The sequence below is a fragment of the Cupriavidus sp. WGlv3 genome (genome assembly GCF_023952475.1).
GTDB classification, from domain to species: Bacteria; Pseudomonadota; Gammaproteobacteria; order Burkholderiales; family Burkholderiaceae; genus Cupriavidus; species Cupriavidus phytorum.
The window spans coordinates 173,369-190,808 of sequence record NZ_JALHRX010000011.1 but is presented as its reverse complement, the minus strand read 5'-3'; the positions used below and the strand labels follow the sequence as shown (position 1 = coordinate 190,808).

Here is a 17,440-nt window from a genome sequence, read left to right as displayed (position 1 = left end):
CATCGCGTCTTGTCAGCACGCCTGGCTCAGCGTGCCAGCCACGCGGCCTGGCGCGCCACGACGGATTTCGCGGATTCGCCCACCAGTTGCTGGTAGACCGCGGGAGCGGTGGCGCCTTCGGTATTGATCACCAGCACGCGGGAACTGGCGTCGAGTCCGGCCGCTGCGGACAGCGCCGGCTGCGCGCGCAATACCGCCAGTCCCGCGACGCCGGCCGCTCCGGATTCCCCGGCGACGATAGGCACGTCCCCGTCCTGGCCGCTTGCCAACCGATGCATCGCGGTCACGGCGTCGCTGTCGGCGATCGTCATGAAGACGTCTACGCTGGGTTCCAGGAAGCGCCAGGCCAGCGGCGAGGTTTCGCCACAGGCGAGTCCCGCCATCACCGAGTCGACCGAGCCGGTTGCCCGCGCGGGGCGCCCCTGGAGCGCACTTTGATACAGGCAATCGGCCTGGCCGGGTTCGACGACGATGAATCTGGGCCGGCCGGCACCGAAGCGCTCCCACAGATAGCTGGCCACGCCGGCGGCCAAGCCGCCGACACCCCCTTGCAGGAACACATGCGTGTATGGGCATGGCTCGCCGGGCGCGACGTCACGCTGCGCCAGCACTTCCGCTGCAATGGCGCCGTAGCCTTGCATCACGTCGCGCGGGATGTCCTGATAGCCCTCGTAAGAGGTGTCGGAGACGACAGTCCAGCCATTGGCCGCGGCCAGCCGCGCGGCTTCCTCGACCGACTCGTCATAGTTGCCGACGATGCGCACGATGCGCGCGCCGCAGGCCGCAATCGCGTCCTCGCGCTCCTGGCTGACGTTCGCATGCAGCACAATCACGCAGCGGCAGCCGAAGCTGCGCGCCGCCGCGGCGAGCGCGCGGCCGTGATTGCCGTCGGTGGCGCTGATCACGGTGAAGTCACGCAGCAGCGCTGCATGGCGGCCGGCGATCAGTTCGAACGGATCGAGCTCGCGCTCCGGAAACATGCGCAGCACCAGCCGCACCAGCGCGATGGGAGCGCCGAGCGCCTTGAAGCTGCCAAGCGGCGAGCGGGCCGACTCGTCCTTGACGCTCAACTGCGCGATGCCAAGGCTCGCGGCCAGGCCGGGCAGTTCGCGCAGCGGCGTGGGCCCGGCGTTGAGCTGGTCCCAGTGCGACAGCCACGCGAGGCTGCGCCCGGCTTCGGCGATGCTCATCAGCTGCCTCAGCTCGGCCGGATAGTCGCACAGGTGGGCGCGGGAATTGATGGTCAGCATGGGGGTATCTGCGGTCATTGGGGAAGGGATCACTCAGAGGTATGCCCAAGGCGGGCGAGGATGACATCGAGCAGCACTTGCGCGCCCATCACCAGCTGGTCGTCGTCGGTGTGCTCGCGCGGGTTGTGGCTGATGCCGCCGCGGCTCGGCACGAAGATCATTGCCGCGGGGGCGATGCGCGCGATCATCTGGGCGTCGTGGCCGGCACCGGAGGTCATGCGCCGATGCGCGTAGCCAAAGCGCGCCGCCGAGGCTTCGATGGCGGCAACGATGCCGCCATCGAAGCTCACCGGCTCGAAGCGCGCGAGCGGCTCGGTGCGAATCGTGACGCCCTCGGCTTCGGCGACTTGTGCCAGGAACTCCGCCAGCCGTGCTTCGGCACGTTTCAGCCGGATTTCATCGGGATCGCGCAGATCGACCGTAAACACCGCCTTGCGCGGGATCACGTTGATCACGCCGGGCTCCATGCGCAGGCAACCCACTGTCGCCAGCGTGGTGCCACCCGACGCGTTCGCCAGTTCACGCAGGAACGCCACTACCGCGGCCGCTGCCCAGCCGGCATCGTGCCGCAGCCGGGTGGGCGTGGTGCCGGCGTGGTTGGCGTTGCCCTGTACCGTCACCTGCTGCCACGAAATCCCTTGCAGGCTCTCGACCACGCCGATCTGCGTCCCCTCGGCCTCCAGCACCGGACCTTGTTCGATATGGAGTTCGATGTACTCGTGCGGCACCACGGCGCCGGGTTCCATGTCGCCGGCATAACCGATGCGCGCCAGTTCGTCGCCAAGCCGCGTGCCGTCGGTGCCGACCGTGTCGAGCGCCTGCCGCACCGGCAGTCCGCCCGCATACACCAGCGAGCCCATCATGTCGGGCTGGTAGCGGATGCCCTCCTCGTTGGTGAAGGCACCGATCATGATGGAACGGTTCGGCGTGACGCCGGCCTGGCGGAAGGCGCGCGCCACCGCGAGCCCGGCCAGCACCCCGTAGCAGCCATCGAGCGCACCGGCATTGGTGACGGTATCGATATGCGAGCCGGTCATCAGCGGCGCCTGGCTGCCAGCATCGGCCGCCGAGCGCAGGATCCCGAAGATGTTGCCGATGCGGTCGATGCGAACCTCAAGATCCAGCTCGCGCATCCATTGGACAACCTGGTCGCGGCCCGCTTTCTCGGCGTCGGTCAGCGCGATGCGGGTGCGGCCGCCGCCTTCGGGGTCGGCACCGATTTCGCCAAGCGCACGGATCTGGGCCAGCAGCCGTGCGCCGTCAAGCGAAAGCGGGTTTCGCCGGGAGGGGGTGTGTTCCATTCACTCTCCATGTCGGTCGGCCCCCGGGACGCTGGTGCGGAAGACCTGGCCGTCGCAACGGGGGGATCACGTCATGGTAGAGGCGGCGGGATGAAACACGCTCCCTATCCCCGGCGCGCAAACGCAACAACGGTGCAATCTCCGCGGCGGCGTCGGTGCGGCTTTGCGTAGTGCAATGCGCAGCACATTACCGTCTGCGCGAACTACCGCGCCGCACGGTGCGGCCAGCTTCTCCCAGCACCAGCGCCCGGCCGATGGTGTCGAGCGCGTCGCGCATCAGCAAGGCTTCCTCGACATCGCTGGCATATGCGCTTAAATCCGACCAGGTCACATGGCAGAGCAACCTCGACAGAGCGGCTGCGCGCCGCTCGTCGAGCGCCAGTTGGAAAGTTAATGCCATCGCCGTCCTATTGCATCCCCGGTCCCGCACTGGGCATCTCGGCCAGGCCCGGCTGCCCTTCCCTGGTGTAGAACTTGTAGGCGGCAAAGACGATGGCGACCCACGATGCGGAGACGATCAGCGACATCCGCATATCCGGCAGGATCGCGATGCAGACCAGCACCGCGGCAATGAACGCCAGGGCAATGTAGTTGCCATACGGGAAGAACGGCATCTTGTAGGACAGGCTGTCCACTTGCCCGGTTTGGATCCGGAGCTTGCGGAACCGCAGGTGGCTGACCACGATGGAGGTCCAGGCACACACCAGGGCGAACACGGTGATTGACGAGAACAGTTCGAACGCCTTCTCCGGCATCAGGTAGTTCAGCAAGACGCCCGCGAACATCGTCGCGAACACCAGCATGATGGCGCGCGACGGCACATTGCGGCGGTTGACGGTCCCCAGGAACGCCGGTGCATTCTTCTGCAAGGCCAGGTTGTAGAAGGTGCGGCTGTTGGTGAACACGCTGGCGTTCACGGCCGAGAGTACCGCGGTGATGACCACCAGGTTCATGATCCCGGCCGCGGCGGGCACGCCGATGCGGGTGAATACATCGACAAACGGGCTGCCCTTCGCGGTCAGCGAGGTCCACGGGAAGATCATCAGCAGCACCGCGATGGCGCCGACGTAGAAAATCAGCAGGCGCCAGAACGTTGCGCTGACGGCCTTGGGCATGGTGGTCTTGACATCCCTGGCTTCGCCTGCAGCCAGACCGAGGTTCTCGATGCCGCCAAACGAGAACGCCACCATGACGATCGACAGCACCATGCCGCCGATGCCCTTGGCGAAGAAGCCGCCATGGTCCACCAGGTTGTGATGGCCGATGGGCTCGCCATTGTTGCCCAGGCCGAAGAAGATCATGCCGACGCCGAACACGATCATGGCAACGATCGCGGTCACCTTGATCAGCGCGAACCAGAATTCGGCCTCGCCGTAAAACTTCACGCCGATCATATTGACGCAGAACATCACAGACACGGCTATCAGCGCGGTCACCCAGATCGGCATGGCCGGGAACCAGAAATGCACGTAGTTGCCCAGCGCGTTCAGCTCGGCCGCGCTGGTTGCCAGCAGGAAGATGAATGCGTTCCAGCCGTTCAGGAAGCCGGCAAACCGGTGGATATAGCGGTTCGAATAGGAAATGTAGGACCCGGAGACCGGCTCCTCGACCGCCATCTCGCCCAGCGCCCGCATGACAAAGTAGATCGCCACGGCGGCGACCAGGTACGTCAGGATGATCGCCGGGCCCGCGGTCTTGATGGCCCACGATGACCCGTAGAACAGGCCGGTACCGATCGCTCCACCAATGGCGATCATCTGGATATGGCGGCTTTTCAGATCTCGTTTGAGCTCTTCCTGCTCATAGGACTGAACGTCTGTTTTCCTGCGCATTACATTGTCTCCTTTGGTACATCTCTTTGTGATGCTTGTCATTGTGGGTGGCTGTTGCGACGGGCGAGCGCCGTCCGCAGCCGATGGCTCCTTTTCCATCGACTGCCGGTTGGTTTCGTCTTGCGTTCGCTGAGCCGGATCAGAGTCCGGCGACGGCGGCAGTCAATCTGCCGATGGCTTTATCCACGGTCGCGCGCGGACATCCCAGGTTGACGCGCATGTAGCCGTGGCCCTCGATGCCGAACTTCTGGCCTTTGTCGAGCCACAGGCGTGCCTTGGTAAGCATGAACTTGTCCAGCGACGGTGCGTCCATGCCGAGGCCGCGGCAGTCCATCCATGCCAGGTAAAGCGAGTCGGCCGGCAGCACCTGGATCCGTGACGTCGCGCGATGCACCGACTCGCGGAAATGGTCGTGATTGGCGCGCAGGTATGCCAGCATCTGTTCCAGCCATGGTTCGCCATGAGCGTAGGCCGCTTCTGCGGCAACCATGCCCAGCGTATTGACCAGCGGGAACATATTGCGGTCGTACTGGCGGCGCAGTGCGTCGCGCAGGCGCCGGTTCGGCACGAACACGTTCGCGCTTTGCAACCCCGGCAGGTTGAAGGTCTTGCTGGGTGCGGTGCAGGTGATGCTGTGCTGGGCAAAATCCTCGCAGAGCGAGGCAAAGGGAATGTGCGTTTTCTCCGGATTGATGATCAGGTCCTGGTGGATCTCGTCCGAGATGACCAGCACCCCGCGGCGCAGGCAGATCTCGCCCATGGTACGCAATTCGTCCTCGGACCAGACGTTGCCGGTGGGGTTGTGCGGATTGCTAAGGATGAAGAGCCTAGTATCGTCGCGGATCGCCGCTTCAAAGACCGCCGGGTCGAAGCGGTAGCCGGCATCGGTGCGCCCCAGCGGCGCGAAGGCGAGATGGCGGCCGTTCATCAGCACGTCGTTATGGAAGTGCGCATAGACCGGCGGCTGAATCAGCACCGAATCGCCCGGTGCGGAGAACGCCTGGATGGCGGTCTTCAGCGTGGTGATGATCCCGGAGGTCTGCACCACCCATTCCTTTGCCACCTCCCAGCCGAAGCGCCTGCCCTGCCACGCGACGACGGCATCGACATAGCTGTCGGTCGCGCCGCCGGGATAGCCGAAGACGCCGTGCGCCACCGCCTCGTGCAGCGCATCGATGACGGCTTGCGGCGAGCGGAAATCCATGTCGGCGACCCACATCGGCAGCGGCTTGGCGGCAGCCTCGTCCGGCGCGAGGAGTTTTTCGGGGATGGCCCATTTCATGGAGTGCGAGTTCGCGCGGTCGATGACTTCGTCGAAAACGCTGCCTGCGTGGCCGGCCGCCCCAGCCGACATCTCGCCTTGCACTGCCGTTGCATTGACCTTCATGACTTCCTTTTCTCGCTATGGAAAGGCGCCGAAGGGCGCCAGATGGATTCGACCGAGGCCAGCATAGCAACGCCATTGCATGAAAAAAAATGGTATCTTTTCATGAACCAATGAACAGGAGTCATGCGTGCTGGATCGCCAACATCTTGCGGCACTGGTTGCGGTAAGCCGTACCGGAAGCGTCACCGCCGCCGCGGAAAAGCTGAACGTCACGCAATCCGCGCTCTCGCACATGGTGAAGAAGCTGGAAGACCACCATGGCGTAAAGATCTGGACCAAGAGCGGCCGCGGCCTGCGCTTCACGCAGGCTGGCGAATACCTGCTCGCGCTAGCCGACCGGCTGCTGCCCCAGCTCGAACACGCCGAGCGCGTCCTGGCGGACTTCGCCGCAGGGCGACGCGGCGCGCTGCGTGTCGGCATGGAATGCCATCCCTGCCAGAAATGGCTGGCGCGACTGACACCGCATTACCTTGCCGCGTGGCCGGACGTGGACTTCGATGTCAGGACGTCATTCCGGTTCGACGGCGTCGCCGCGCTGCTCGGGCATGAGATCGACCTGCTGATCACACCGGACCCGGTCAAGCTGCCGGAGCTGGCTTTCACCCCGGTGATCGATTACGAACTGGTGCTGGTCGTTCATGAATCGCACCCGCTGGCCGCGCAGCCCTACATACGGCCGCAGGATCTGCTTGACGAGACGCTGATCACGGTCCCGGTCAGCATCGAGCGTCTCGACATCTATACCCGGTTCCTGGTCCCGGCGCATTGCCAGCCGAGACGGCACCGCACTGCCGAAGTGACAGACCTGATGCTGCAGCTCGTCGCCGCCGGGCGCGGCGTTTCCGTGTTGCCTGACTGGCTGGTGGAAGAAGAAGGCGCGGGCATGCCATTGCGCGCGGTGCCGCTGGGCAAGCACGGTATCCGCAAGCATATCAATCTCGGCATCCGGCGCGGCGACGAAGACACCGCCTACATTGCAGGCTTTGTCGAGATGGCGCGGCAAGCGCGCCGCTAGGCGTGTGCCCGACATGTTCTTATAGCTTTTGCGCAGACAGAATGGTGGCCAGCACGCCTCCAGACAAGACGATTGCCATAATAAAATACAAGGCCGAGCCAAAGTTCCCCGTCACGCTGATGGACAGGCCTATCAATACCGGCGATAACGCTCCAAAACCGACGGCGATACCATTCATGGTTCCCGCCGCGGAAGACATTGCCGCCTTTGGAACCAATCTTTGCAGCAGCGTGAAAATTCCCGGAATCTGCGCGGACGAGGCACCGATGCCGAAGGCGATGACGATGGCAGCCGTGTAGTTATCCTCCAGGGTCACCCCAAGATACACGCCCGCTGCACACAACAGTGACGACAAAGCCATGACGGGCGCATTTCTTCCGGTCCGATCGATGATCACCCCAGCGGCGAGCTTGAACACGAAGCCAAGGATGAACGGCAGCGACGATATCCAGCCCATGGCTTCCCAGGAAAATCCTCGCTCCTGGTTGAGATATGTCGGCAGCCAGGTTGCCACCCCCCAGGACAAGATTGAATTGGATGCAAGAATTAGCAGCAGCATCCAAAAGCGATAGTTGGAAGCAAAGGTTCTCGCCAGCCGAAGGAAAGGCTCTTTCACAGCGTGGTCTTGGCTACCCCCTTTTTCTTTGGCCAAATTTGCTTCGATGTATTCCAGCTCTTCCTTGTTCACGCGCTTATGCGCGTGGGGTGAGTCGGCCGTGAAGAACCACAGCAGTACCAGTGGAACAAGACTGACAGCAAATGAAAAATGGAAGGTCGATTCCCAGGAGAACGCTGCAACAAGATAGGTGAACACGGGCATGGCAGCTGCCGGAGCGAGCGATTGGCCAATAAGCCAGGCGGTATTTGCTCTGCCACGCTCTTTCGGGGGAAACCAGTTCTTGACGAAGGTGTTCTGCATAGGATAGTAGAGTCCCTCGCCGACTCCCAACAAGACGCGCGTAGCGAGGAGGACGCCAAAAGTACGCGCCATGCCGCCCGCCAATAGCGAGACGCAGATGATCACATACGCAACCACCATGGCTTTACGCGGCCCGAGATAATCCCCCAACGGACTCAGGACGACATTGGAGATGCCATAGGCCCCCAGGAACAGGCTCATCATGAGTCCGACTTTTACCGGCTGCCCCGCAATACCCATATCAGCAAGGAACCCTGCATTTGCCGCAATGACTGCGATATTGACGCGGTCCAGGTAGGCAATGGAAATCCCGATAAAAAGAATCACCACCAGAAAAAACCGTTGTCTGGTCGGTCGCTTCCGATCGAGCGCGTGCATACTTGCGTCGCACATATAAGAGTTCTGGCTCATTGTTGTCTCCTGAAAACTGTATTTTTTTGCGGGGTGTCACAGGCAAGCCCGATGGCCCGGGCCGATATGGGTTGCCGCAAGGTACGCGTCAGCGCCGTGCCTGGGTTTCGAACCAGCGCCGCGCGAGGCGGTCCCAGAACCGAGCCCCCAGATCCAGGTTGTGGTCGTTGAAGTCGTAGCCGGGGTTGTGCAGACCCACACCGGAATTGCCATCCGCGCCATTGCCGATCCAGCCATAGGCGCCAGGAATCTGCTGCAGCATGAATCCGAAGTCCTCGGCGGTCATTGCGGGCAGCACGTCGGTGTGCGCGTGTTCGTTGCCCACCATTTCGCGCATGATCTCGCCCATGAACACCGCTGCTTGCTTGTGGTTGGCGGTGTTGGGATAGCCGCCTGGCTTGAGGACGACTTCGGCCGTTGCAAGATGGGCTGCGGCAACATCGCGCGCAATGCGATGTATGCCGTCGATCAGGAACTGTTGCGATGCCTCGGTCAGGGTGCGGCAAGTGCCATGGATGCGTGCTTCATCCGGGATGATGTTCGCTGACGTGCCGGACTCGATCTTGCCCACGGTAAGCACGGCAGAGTCCAGTGGATCCGTGCCGCGCGACACCAGCGTCTGCAATTGGGCGACGATGAAACAGGCTGCCAGGATCGAGTCAATCGTCGTGTGCGGGAGTGCTGCATGGCCTCCCTTGCCTCGCACGATGATCTGGAACTGCTGCGCGGCGGCCATGATAGGGCCTGCACGCACGCCCATTTGTCCCTGCGGCAGCGCGGGCCAGTTGTGCAGGGCAAAGACAGCCTGGCAAGGGAACTGGTCAAACAAGCCCTCTTCCATCATTACGCGCGCCCCAGCACCGCCTTCCTCGGCCGGCTGGAAGATCAGATGCACCGTGCCGTCAAAGTCGCGCTTGGCTGCCAGCAGTTCGGCCGCGCCTAGCAGCATGGTGGTATGGCCGTCATGTCCGCAGGCATGCATGCGGCCGTCGACCTTGCTCGCATGACGGAACTGGTTGATTTCCTGCAGCGGTAGCGCGTCCATGTCGGCGCGAATCCCCACGGCCGGGCCTGGATTGTCTGCGCTGCGGCCCTCGCCGTGGATGCTGGCTACGATACCCGTGGTACCCAGGCCGCGCACCATGGGAATGTCCAACGCCGCGAGGTAGGCCGCAACCTTGTCTGCGGTGCGGCATTCCTCGTACTTCAACTCGGGATGCATGTGCAGGTCATGACGAAACGCGGTAAGCCGAGCGATATTTGGGGCAGTGTCAGTATTGGAGCGCATAAGCTGGATGGTGGAACGGGGAGGCGTTTCGGTGAATGGTAGAAACGAGCCGTCATGCCGTAAAATACCTTTTCAACATCCAACCAATGCCGAAAAGGTATAGCCATGGATCTCCGTCAGTTGCGCTACTTCTCCGCGGTGGCCAAGCATGGGAGCATCAGCATTGCGGCCCAGGCGGTGCACATTGCTCAACCGGCGCTGACACGCCAGATTCAGTCTCTCGAAGACGAATTGGGCACACGCTTGTTCGAGCGAACAACGCGCGGCGTGAAGTTGACGGATGCCGGCAACCAGCTGCTGGAGGATGCAGGCAAGCTGCTTGACGATGCGATCGCCGCGAAAGACCGAGCGCAGCGTGCCGGGCGCGGAGAATCCGGGCACTTGTCCATCGCGCTGCCCGTGATGCAGAACCTGGCGCCCAAGATCGCCGAAGTGCTGAAGAAGTATCGAAGGGAAGTGCCAGGGGTCGGAATCACCCTGCACCATCTGCTTTCCGATGTTCAGCTTGGGCAGATCGCCGAAGGGAGGCTGGACGCAGGCTTCCTGCTATTCCGTCCACCCGGCGACCCGGATTTCGAGGGGATTCCTGTCTTCTCGGATCGGATGTTGTTGGCCTATCCCTCGGATTGGAAATGGCCCAGGGGCAAGCGGCCTAAGGTGTTGAAGGATCTACAGGATCTGGAGTTCGTCTGGCTGCCGCGCACGGCTGCCCCGGCATGGCATGACCGGCTGATTCATTGCTTCTTCGACGCGGGCTTTATCCCGCGCACCGCGGTTCACGGCGTGGACGCCGCCTCGATGCTGACCCTGGTAGCAGCCGGCATGGGATGCACAATCTTGCCGGAAGGTGCCCGCCGCATTGCTCCCGAGAGCGTTGCTTTCATGCCATTGGCAGACCTGACGATTCGTCAGGATTGGGAACTGGTATGGCGCCGCGACCGTTGCTCCTCCGTGCTTCAGCGCTTTATCAGCGTAGTCTCGTCTTCTCGATCGGAATTGAGACAGGGCTAGTGAGCATTGACCGGGCAGCATGCTGCCCGGTCAATGCAACTCACGCCATGCTTTGGTGCTCGGCGGCATGGGCCTTGTTCCTTCTCATCGCCACGGCGAGCGCCACCAAGGCCAGCGCCAGCGGGACGAAGGAGACCCACAGCACTGTGTTCCAGCCATAGGCGGACAACAGGCCGCCGGACGAGAAAGATCCGATCGCCATCAGGCCAAAGACAATGAAGTCGTTGAGGGACTGTACGCGCGTCTTCTCCTCGGGACGGTGGCACTCCAGCACCAGCGCCGATGCGCCGAGGAACCCCAAATTCCACCCAAGGCCGAGCAGGATCAGCGTGGCCCAGAAGTGTGCCACGTCAACGCCGCCGAGTCCGACGGCGGCAGACAGCCCGGTGAGCGCCAGGCCCACGATCGCCACGCGACTTGCTCCGAATCGCGCAATCAGGGAACCCGTAAAGAAACTCGGCGCGTACATCGCGATGACATGCCATTGCATCCCCAGATTGGCGGAGGCCTGCGGATGCCCGCAGATATGCATGGCCAGCGGTGCGGCAGTCATCAGGAAGTTCATCAACATATAGGACACCGCGCCACAGATCGCGGCGGCAATGAAACGCGGCTGCCGTGCGATTTCGATGAGCGGACGGCCGCTGGCCATTTCCGCAACGCTGGGTTGGGGTAGCTTTACCCCGAGCAGGACGAACGCCGAGAGCACTGCCACGAAGGCCTGCACCAGGAAGGTGATGGCAAACGTATGCCGCGGCCACAGATCCATGGTCCAGGTCACCAATTGCGGCCCCACCACGCCCGCAGCCACGCCACCTGCCATGACCAGCGATAGTGCCCGTGCGCGCCGGGCCGGTGCCACACCATCGGCTGCCGCAAAGCGAAAGGACAGCACCACGGCGGCGTAGCTGCCGCCAAAGAAGGTCGCCAGGCAGAACAGCCAGAACCAGCCCAGGATGACAGCAAGCATGGCCAGCAGGCCGGTCAATACACCGGCCCCGGTGCCCACCAGAAAGGCAGCGCGCCGGCCATATCTGCGGGAGACCGCACCGATGGGCAAAATGCACGCCGCCATGCCCACCACAAAGATGGAAATGGGCAACGTAGCCAGCATGGGGATCGGCGCCAGCATGTCGCCGACGATGGCGCCGGTGGCATAGACCACCACCGAGTTGGCGCCAGCCAGTGCCTGGGCGATGGACAAGCGCCAGATGTTGCCGCTCTGGACGCGGTCGGGGAGAAGATCGGATGCGTCGAGGGCTGGTTGGGTGTTGTACTTGGTCATATTAGTATTTGGTCGCCCCTTGCACAGAGCGGTAGCGCGTTCAACGCGGATTATCCATCGTCAGCACCATGCGGTATTTCGCGCTACCGGATTTCATCGTCTCGTAGGCCTGAGCTGCTTGCTCCAGCGGCATGGTCTCTATCCGAGGTCGCACATTCGCTAGCATACTGAAGTTCAACGTTTTTTCGTTGTCGTAAGGCGTACCCGTGAGCGATCCGAGGATGCTGCGCTGTCCGCCGACAAGCAGACCTGGGGCAATGTGTAGCGGGCTTCTGGCGGGGTTGAGGACCACCAGCCGCCCCTCGGGTGCCAGGCCGGGCAGCAGCGCCGAAATTGCCTCGGCATGATCGATCATGGTCACGATGGCCTGCGCGCCGCCCGTGGCCTTGAGCCGCGCAGCGGCATCTTCCTGGCTGTTATCGATATAGACATGTGCGCCCAGCGCCAGCGCGTCGCCGGCGATTTCGTTACCTCGCCCGATCGCCACGACCCGGAAACCCATGTTTCGTGCATATTGCAGCGCCATGTGCCCCAGGCCGCCGATGCCAAGGACAGCCACCGTGTCGCCGGCTTGCGCGCCGCACTTCTTCAAGGCGTTGAAGGTAGCGATACCCGCGCACAGGATAGGGGCGGCCTCTTCCGAGCCAAGCCCGTCTGGAATGGCTACGAGACCGGTGCTGCGCGCCAGCATCATCTCGGCGTAGCCACCATCGACGGTGGCACCGACCACAGGCTGGTTCAGGCAAAGCTGGAACCGCCCCTGCCGGCATTGCACGCATTCGCCACAGTGTCCACCCAGCCGGCCCACGCCCACACGCTGTCCTATCGTCCAGATCGATGGCGTCCCTGGGCCCACCGCCAGGATCCGGCCAACCACCTCGTGACCGGGCACACGCGGCGGCTGCGTAGCAGGGCCAGTTCTTTCGATGTCGGCCGCATCTGCCCCGCAGATGCCGCAGGCTTCCACCCGGATCAGCACCTCGGCGACGCCAGGCTGTGGCACAGTCCGCTCCACAAGCTCCAAGACGCCAGGCCTGCTGATCTGCATGGCTCGATAGGTAGGCTTCATCTCGACACTCCAATGTCTCCTCTGGTCCCGCGTTGCGCGCAAAGGCAAATCAATGCAAAAGGGAATCTGCGGTATTGCCGGCCATCAAAGCGGCCACAGCCCGCCGGGCAGCGTCCAATGCGCCCGCGACATACCCGCCAAACTCCGGCGACCATTCGCTGGCAATACCGGTGAGCCGGTTGCACCAGACGCCGGACGCCGCGCACGAAGGTAATGGCAACACCTGGTGCGCGCCCACCTTGTTGTCGGCCTCCAGCGCTGTGTAAGGGTCGCGCGCCCAGTCTTTCAGGTATTCGATGCGGGGTGATGCAGCGCAGCGGCCGAACAAGCGAACCAGCTGAGCACGGCAGAGCGCCCGCAATTCCTGCTCCGGAATCCGGCGGCGCACGGGGGCGGGGACGCCCAGGAAACCGAACAGGGCACCATCGCAAGCCAGCGCCGAGGCGTCGTGAATCTCCGTCATCGGCCCGACAGCGCTGCGCGCCTCGCCGGATAACCCCTGCTCGCGCCAGAAGGGTCGATCGAAGACCGCCAGATACTTGGCATGTGACGCCATCCATGTCGCGCAGTGCTTCCACGGCCCGGCCAATGCGTCGGGCAACGCTGGCTCGAACACAATGGTGCCGGCTGCAAGACGCGGCGGCACCGCCAACAGAACGTGGGCCACGCGATGCATGAGTTCACGCCCCTGCGGGCCGTCAGCCTCCACTTCGACACAGTCATCCAGATAGCGCACCCGCTTCACATGGCAATGGGTCATCAGCCGGTTTGCTGTCAGGCGCTGATGCAGAGCATCGACGAGCGCGCCCATGCCGCCCACCAGCCGCTTCGCTGCAGGCGTGGAGCGATAGCCATCGACGCGTACGGGGGTGTGCGTCGGGGAACGCTCCAGCAGCATGTCTCCCTCTTCTCGCTGCGCAAAGGTTTGCAGGTCCAGCTCGTCCATCAGCGCCTGAAGGTCCGGTTGCAAAGCGGGCCAGAACCAGGTTGCGCCAAGGTCATACCGTTCTCTGGGCCGCTGTTCCTCGGTACGGGCCGTCGGCGAGACAGAAACGATCCGCCCCCCCAAGGCGTCGCGCGCTTCCAGCAACACGTAATCCCGGATGCCACGTTGCTCCAGCAAGTAGGCCGCGTACAGGCCACTCAGGCCGCCGCCGATGATGGCAATGCGCGCGGTCAGCATGACGCGCCTTCCAGACTGACAGGGTTCGCGAGATGCCCGGTCTTGAGGTACAGGCAGGCCCCGAATCTGCCTGCGACGAGTTCCGGATACGCCCCCGGCGGCAGCCGCACCCAACTGCCCCGCTCGTATTCCTGTGCACGCTCCTGCAAGCTCCCCTCCACGACCAGCATCTCGGCACCCTCTACCGGAGCGCCGAACACGGTGGCGCCCGCCGGTATGCGCTCGAGGGAGACATGTTCGATGTCGTCCGAGAACAGCGGGCAGCATTCACGACCATTCCTGACCGTCCAGCGCGACACATCACGCGTGTCGACACGAACCGGACGGGATTCGTCCTGCTGCATCTGCCTGAGTTTCACAAAGATGACCGCCCCCTCGGCGCTGGAGGGCTGGTGGCAGGAGCCCGGCGGGCTGCGCAAATACCAGCCGGCCGGATAGTGAATGTCTCCTTCGGAGAAGGTGCCCGACAGCACGAGAATTTCCTCGCCCCCCGGATGTGGGTGGTGGGGAAACCAGGATTCGGGCGCGTAACGCACGATGCTGGTGGCGCGTCCTTTTTCTCCCCCCATTCGATCCAGCATCACGCGCTCGACGCCGGGCTGGGGCGAGGCGATCCACTGGTACTGAGGGGGCGTGACGGCTGCGCGCAGCGCAAGATCCGCATTAACTAGCATGGAGACTTCTTCAAAGACAAACGGGGTACAGGACCGCGGCGTTCCGCGGCGGCCCGATGACCCCATACCCTTTACCTGGGCAGATGTGCGTGGGTATCGAGCACGCGCGCCGAATAGACGAGAGCGGCGCCGGCGTTGAGGGCAATGGCAACCCCGAGCGCCTCGGCAATTTCTTCGCGCGTGGCACCATACTCCGCTGCCTTCTGCGTGTGCACGGAAATGCAGCCGTCGCAGCGCGTGGTAACGGCGACGGCCAGGGCAATCAGCTCGTGCATCTTGGGTTGCAGATGTCCGGGCCTGGCAACGAATTCGTTCAGCTTCGCGAGCCCGGCCATTACCTCCGGGTTCAACGAGGCGAACTCGCCGACGCGCGTCTTCAATTCATTCCGGTAGGCATTCCAGTCCTGCATCATGTCTTGAGCTCCTGCTGTCAATGAGTGGGCGGGCGGTTGCGGCGAGATCACGCGACCTCGTAGATCCGCACGTCGGGCGCGGCACCGAGCAATGGCTCGAGACCGGCCACCACATCTGCCGTGAACAGCTCGCTTTGCAGATAGGCTGCGGCGTTCTCCCTGCTGTCGAAGCCATGCAGCACTTGCACGTCTTCCTCGCGCACCAGCAGTTCCTTCGACTTCGCGCCGGCCACGGTGCTGAGGAACGGCGCCTTGTACCTTTGGTAGACGCCAGCCGCGGCCGCGCGGTTGGCGCTGGCGATCTTGAGGGTAATTTGCAGATAGACCATACGTTGCTCTCCGAGTCAGGTGGTTAGGAAAACAAGGGAGGCAAACGGCAAGCGCTCGCCCCACGCATCAGTTGCGGCCAGCCATCACGCCGCCATCCACGTCCCAGATGGCGCCCGTCACCCAGCGCGCCTTGTCGGAGAGCAGGAAAACGACCGCTTCGGCAACGTCCCGCGGGGTGCCGACGCGGCCGATGGGATGGAAGTTGTTGAAGCCTTGCAGGGCGCCATGTACTTCAGCCTTGGGAATAAAGCCCTCGTAGATCGGCGTCTCGACCACGGCAGGCGACACCGCGTTGACGCGGATGTTTTTGGAGGCCAGCTCCATCGCCACATGCTGCGTCAGCGAATGCAGGCCGGCTTTGGCCATCGAATACGCCGAAGATGGCGTGGCTGCAATCGCCTGCCTGGCCCACATCGAGCCGATGTTGACGATGGCGCCGGTTTTGCCTTGCGCGACCAGGTTGCCTGCGACGCGTTGGGTAATGAAGAAGAACGCCTTGTTGATCTTCATGTAATGGTCGTAGTCAGCCTCCGAATGTTCCAGGAATGGCTTTGGAAAGAACACGCCGGCGGCGTTCACCAGCAGGTCGATGTCGGCATGCTGCCCGTCGACGGCTTCAAGCAGTGCGCGGACGCCCTCATCGCTGGCGAGGTTTACCGTCAGTGCCCAGACCCGCCCCAGCGCGGCTAACTCGCTGCGCGCCGCCTCGGTCTTTTCGGGGCGATTGCCCACGATCACCACGCTGCCGCCTTCGGCGAGCACCATGCGAGCGGTCTCCAGCCCCATTCCGCTGGTGCCGCCGACGACCAGCAGCTTCTTGCCCTTGAACTGATTGCTCATATGAAATCCCTCTGCCTGTCCGATAACGAAATCGGGTTTAAAAAAGGAGCACGGCGAGGCAGGTCATGCAACTTGATGTCCTGACCTGAGCGACCGACATGCGTCGAGTCAGCGTGCCGCCATCATCGATGGCCCAATGCCATCTGGAAGGGAAACTATCCGCCCATGGATGCGTCATCGGCTCTCGGGATGCGTGACCATCCGATCATCATCTGTGCTCCATAACCGCCAATTCTTCGCTAAACCCAACCCCCCGGCAAACGAGATAAAATTTCCGCGATTGAAAGAAAAAATTTACCGAGATGAAGCTTCCGGTCCATCTGAACGCGCTGCGCGCCTTTGAAGCCAGCGCACGACACGAGAGCTTCTCCGCAGCAGCGGAGGAGCTCAACGTCACGCCTGCCGCCGTTGGTCAGTTGGTTCGGGGCCTGGAGGATTGGCTTGGCTCCCCGCTGTTCGTCCGGGGCAACAGTGGTCGGGCACGGCTTTCTGCCACGGATGCCGCACTGCGCGCATTGCCGGACATCCGAGCCGGATTTGACAGGCTATCCCTGGGCCTGGAACGGCTGCAGGAGGGTTCCGTCCGTGGAGTACTGACCGTCACGGTCAGCCCCGCTTTCGCTGCCAAATGGCTGCTGCCACGCTTTGAGCGCTTCCAGGCCATCTGCCCTGATACTGATATTCGGCTGGAAACCAACCTCAAGCCTGTGGACTTCGTGGCGCAGCGGGTGGACATCGGCGTGCGGTACGGTACCGGCACGTGGCCCGGACTGACTGCGGAAAAGCTCATGGAGGAGGAGGTGTACCCGGTTTGCTCGCCCGAGCTGCTGCGGCAGCATCGAAAGCTGCGCCGCCCCGGTGATCTGGATGGCGTCACCCTTATTCACGATCTCTCCATGGATGGCCATGCGGGCTTCCCCACATGGAGCCAGTGGTTTCAGAAAATGGGCGTCTCCGGTGTAGCGACTTCGCGCGGCATGAAGATCAACAACTCCGCAGCCGTGTTGCAGGCAGCAAGCGAAGGACGCGGCGTGGCGCTGGCGCGCAGCGTCATGGCTCGCGACGATTTGGCGGCCGGGCGCGTGGTTCGGCTTTTCCCAAAGTTGAAATTCCCTTCCGAGTTGGCCTACTACGTCGTTTATCGGCCGGAGAGCGCCGGCTTGCCGCGGTTGCAGGCATTCCGGAACTGGCTGCTGAGTGAAGCGGCCTTACCCAGCGAATAGCCCTATCCC

17 protein-coding genes are annotated in these 17,440 nt (G+C 63.1%); 3 read left to right on the top strand and 14 right to left on the bottom strand.

Translation table 11 applies throughout. The features are described from left to right. Positions 1 to 26: 26 nt before the first annotated feature. From MKD38_RS19225 to MKD38_RS19205, 5 genes are all read right to left on the bottom strand, one after another. On the bottom strand, positions 27 to 1,250 hold the full coding sequence (locus tag MKD38_RS19225; protein WP_252678991.1) for a diaminopropionate ammonia-lyase: 1,224 nt from the start codon (positions 1,248 to 1,250) through the stop codon (positions 27 to 29). Between the two features lie 29 nt (positions 1,251 to 1,279). Then, entirely contained in the window at positions 1,280 to 2,551 is a 1,272-nt protein-coding gene (locus MKD38_RS19220) for a Zn-dependent hydrolase (RefSeq protein ID WP_252678990.1), read from the bottom strand. A gap of 187 nt (positions 2,552 to 2,738) precedes the next feature. After that, a complete protein-coding gene (locus MKD38_RS19215) occupies positions 2,739 to 2,951 on the bottom strand; it encodes a DUF7706 family protein (RefSeq protein WP_252678988.1) in 213 nt (70 codons plus the stop codon). Between the two features lie 7 nt (positions 2,952 to 2,958). Beyond that, entirely contained in the window at positions 2,959 to 4,383 is a 1,425-nt protein-coding gene (locus tag MKD38_RS19210; protein ID WP_252678986.1) for an amino acid permease, read from the bottom strand. Between the two features lie 139 nt (positions 4,384 to 4,522). Further along, positions 4,523 to 5,770 (bottom strand): MalY/PatB family protein, encoded by a 1,248-nt coding sequence (locus MKD38_RS19205; protein ID WP_252678984.1) that lies wholly within the window; start codon positions 5,768 to 5,770, stop codon positions 4,523 to 4,525. Between the two features lie 127 nt (positions 5,771 to 5,897). Here MKD38_RS19205 and MKD38_RS19200 point away from each other — a divergent pair, with 127 nt between their 5' ends. Further along, a complete protein-coding gene (locus tag MKD38_RS19200) occupies positions 5,898 to 6,785 on the top strand; it encodes a LysR family transcriptional regulator (RefSeq protein WP_252678982.1) in 888 nt (295 codons plus the stop codon). 19 nt (positions 6,786 to 6,804) lie between these two features. Here MKD38_RS19200 and MKD38_RS19195 read toward each other — a convergent pair whose 3' ends face one another. Next, complete coding sequence (locus MKD38_RS19195) at positions 6,805 to 8,115, bottom strand: MFS transporter (protein WP_252678980.1); 1,311 nt, start codon at positions 8,113 to 8,115, stop codon at positions 6,805 to 6,807. Positions 8,116 to 8,203: 88 nt separating this feature from the next. Further along, positions 8,204 to 9,403, bottom strand: coding sequence for an amidohydrolase (locus tag MKD38_RS19190; RefSeq protein ID WP_252678978.1), 1,200 nt, complete (start codon positions 9,401 to 9,403; stop codon positions 8,204 to 8,206). Between the two features lie 105 nt (positions 9,404 to 9,508). Here MKD38_RS19190 and MKD38_RS19185 point away from each other — a divergent pair, with 105 nt between their 5' ends. Beyond that, positions 9,509 to 10,414 carry a LysR family transcriptional regulator gene (locus tag MKD38_RS19185; RefSeq protein ID WP_252678976.1) on the top strand — a complete coding sequence of 302 codons (906 nt, stop codon included), beginning with the start codon at positions 9,509 to 9,511 and terminating at the stop codon, positions 10,412 to 10,414. Positions 10,415 to 10,454: 40 nt separating this feature from the next. Here MKD38_RS19185 and MKD38_RS19180 read toward each other — a convergent pair whose 3' ends face one another. From MKD38_RS19180 to MKD38_RS19150, 7 genes are all read right to left on the bottom strand, one after another. Then, positions 10,455 to 11,699: an MFS transporter gene (locus MKD38_RS19180; protein WP_252678974.1), complete on the bottom strand. Its 1,245-nt coding sequence runs from the start codon at positions 11,697 to 11,699 to the stop codon at positions 10,455 to 10,457. A 40-nt stretch (positions 11,700 to 11,739) separates the two neighbouring features. Beyond that, positions 11,740 to 12,768, bottom strand: coding sequence for an alcohol dehydrogenase (locus MKD38_RS19175; RefSeq protein ID WP_252678973.1), 1,029 nt, complete (start codon positions 12,766 to 12,768; stop codon positions 11,740 to 11,742). Between the two features lie 49 nt (positions 12,769 to 12,817). Next, positions 12,818 to 13,951, bottom strand: coding sequence for a flavin monoamine oxidase family protein (locus MKD38_RS19170; RefSeq protein WP_252678972.1), 1,134 nt, complete (start codon positions 13,949 to 13,951; stop codon positions 12,818 to 12,820). After that, the gene (locus MKD38_RS19165) at positions 13,945 to 14,625 is read right to left on the bottom strand and encodes a cupin domain-containing protein (RefSeq protein WP_252678971.1); all 681 of its coding nucleotides are present in this window, start codon (positions 14,623 to 14,625) and stop codon (positions 13,945 to 13,947) included. Before MKD38_RS19165 ends, MKD38_RS19170 begins: the two co-directional genes overlap by 7 nt. 71 nt (positions 14,626 to 14,696) lie before the next feature. Next, the gene (locus MKD38_RS19160; RefSeq protein WP_252678970.1) at positions 14,697 to 15,038 is read right to left on the bottom strand and encodes a carboxymuconolactone decarboxylase family protein; all 342 of its coding nucleotides are present in this window, start codon (positions 15,036 to 15,038) and stop codon (positions 14,697 to 14,699) included. A 47-nt stretch (positions 15,039 to 15,085) separates the two neighbouring features. After that, on the bottom strand, positions 15,086 to 15,367 hold the full coding sequence (locus MKD38_RS19155; protein ID WP_240071532.1) for a hypothetical protein: 282 nt from the start codon (positions 15,365 to 15,367) through the stop codon (positions 15,086 to 15,088). Between the two features lie 67 nt (positions 15,368 to 15,434). Beyond that, on the bottom strand, positions 15,435 to 16,208 hold the full coding sequence (locus MKD38_RS19150) for an SDR family NAD(P)-dependent oxidoreductase (RefSeq protein ID WP_252678969.1): 774 nt from the start codon (positions 16,206 to 16,208) through the stop codon (positions 15,435 to 15,437). 302 nt (positions 16,209 to 16,510) lie between these two features. On the opposite strand from MKD38_RS19150, the gene gcvA reads away from it, so the two are divergent. Beyond that, positions 16,511 to 17,431: a transcriptional regulator GcvA gene (gene gcvA, locus MKD38_RS19145; RefSeq protein ID WP_252678967.1), complete on the top strand. Its 921-nt coding sequence runs from the start codon at positions 16,511 to 16,513 to the stop codon at positions 17,429 to 17,431. The last annotated feature ends 9 nt before the right edge of the window (positions 17,432 to 17,440 follow it).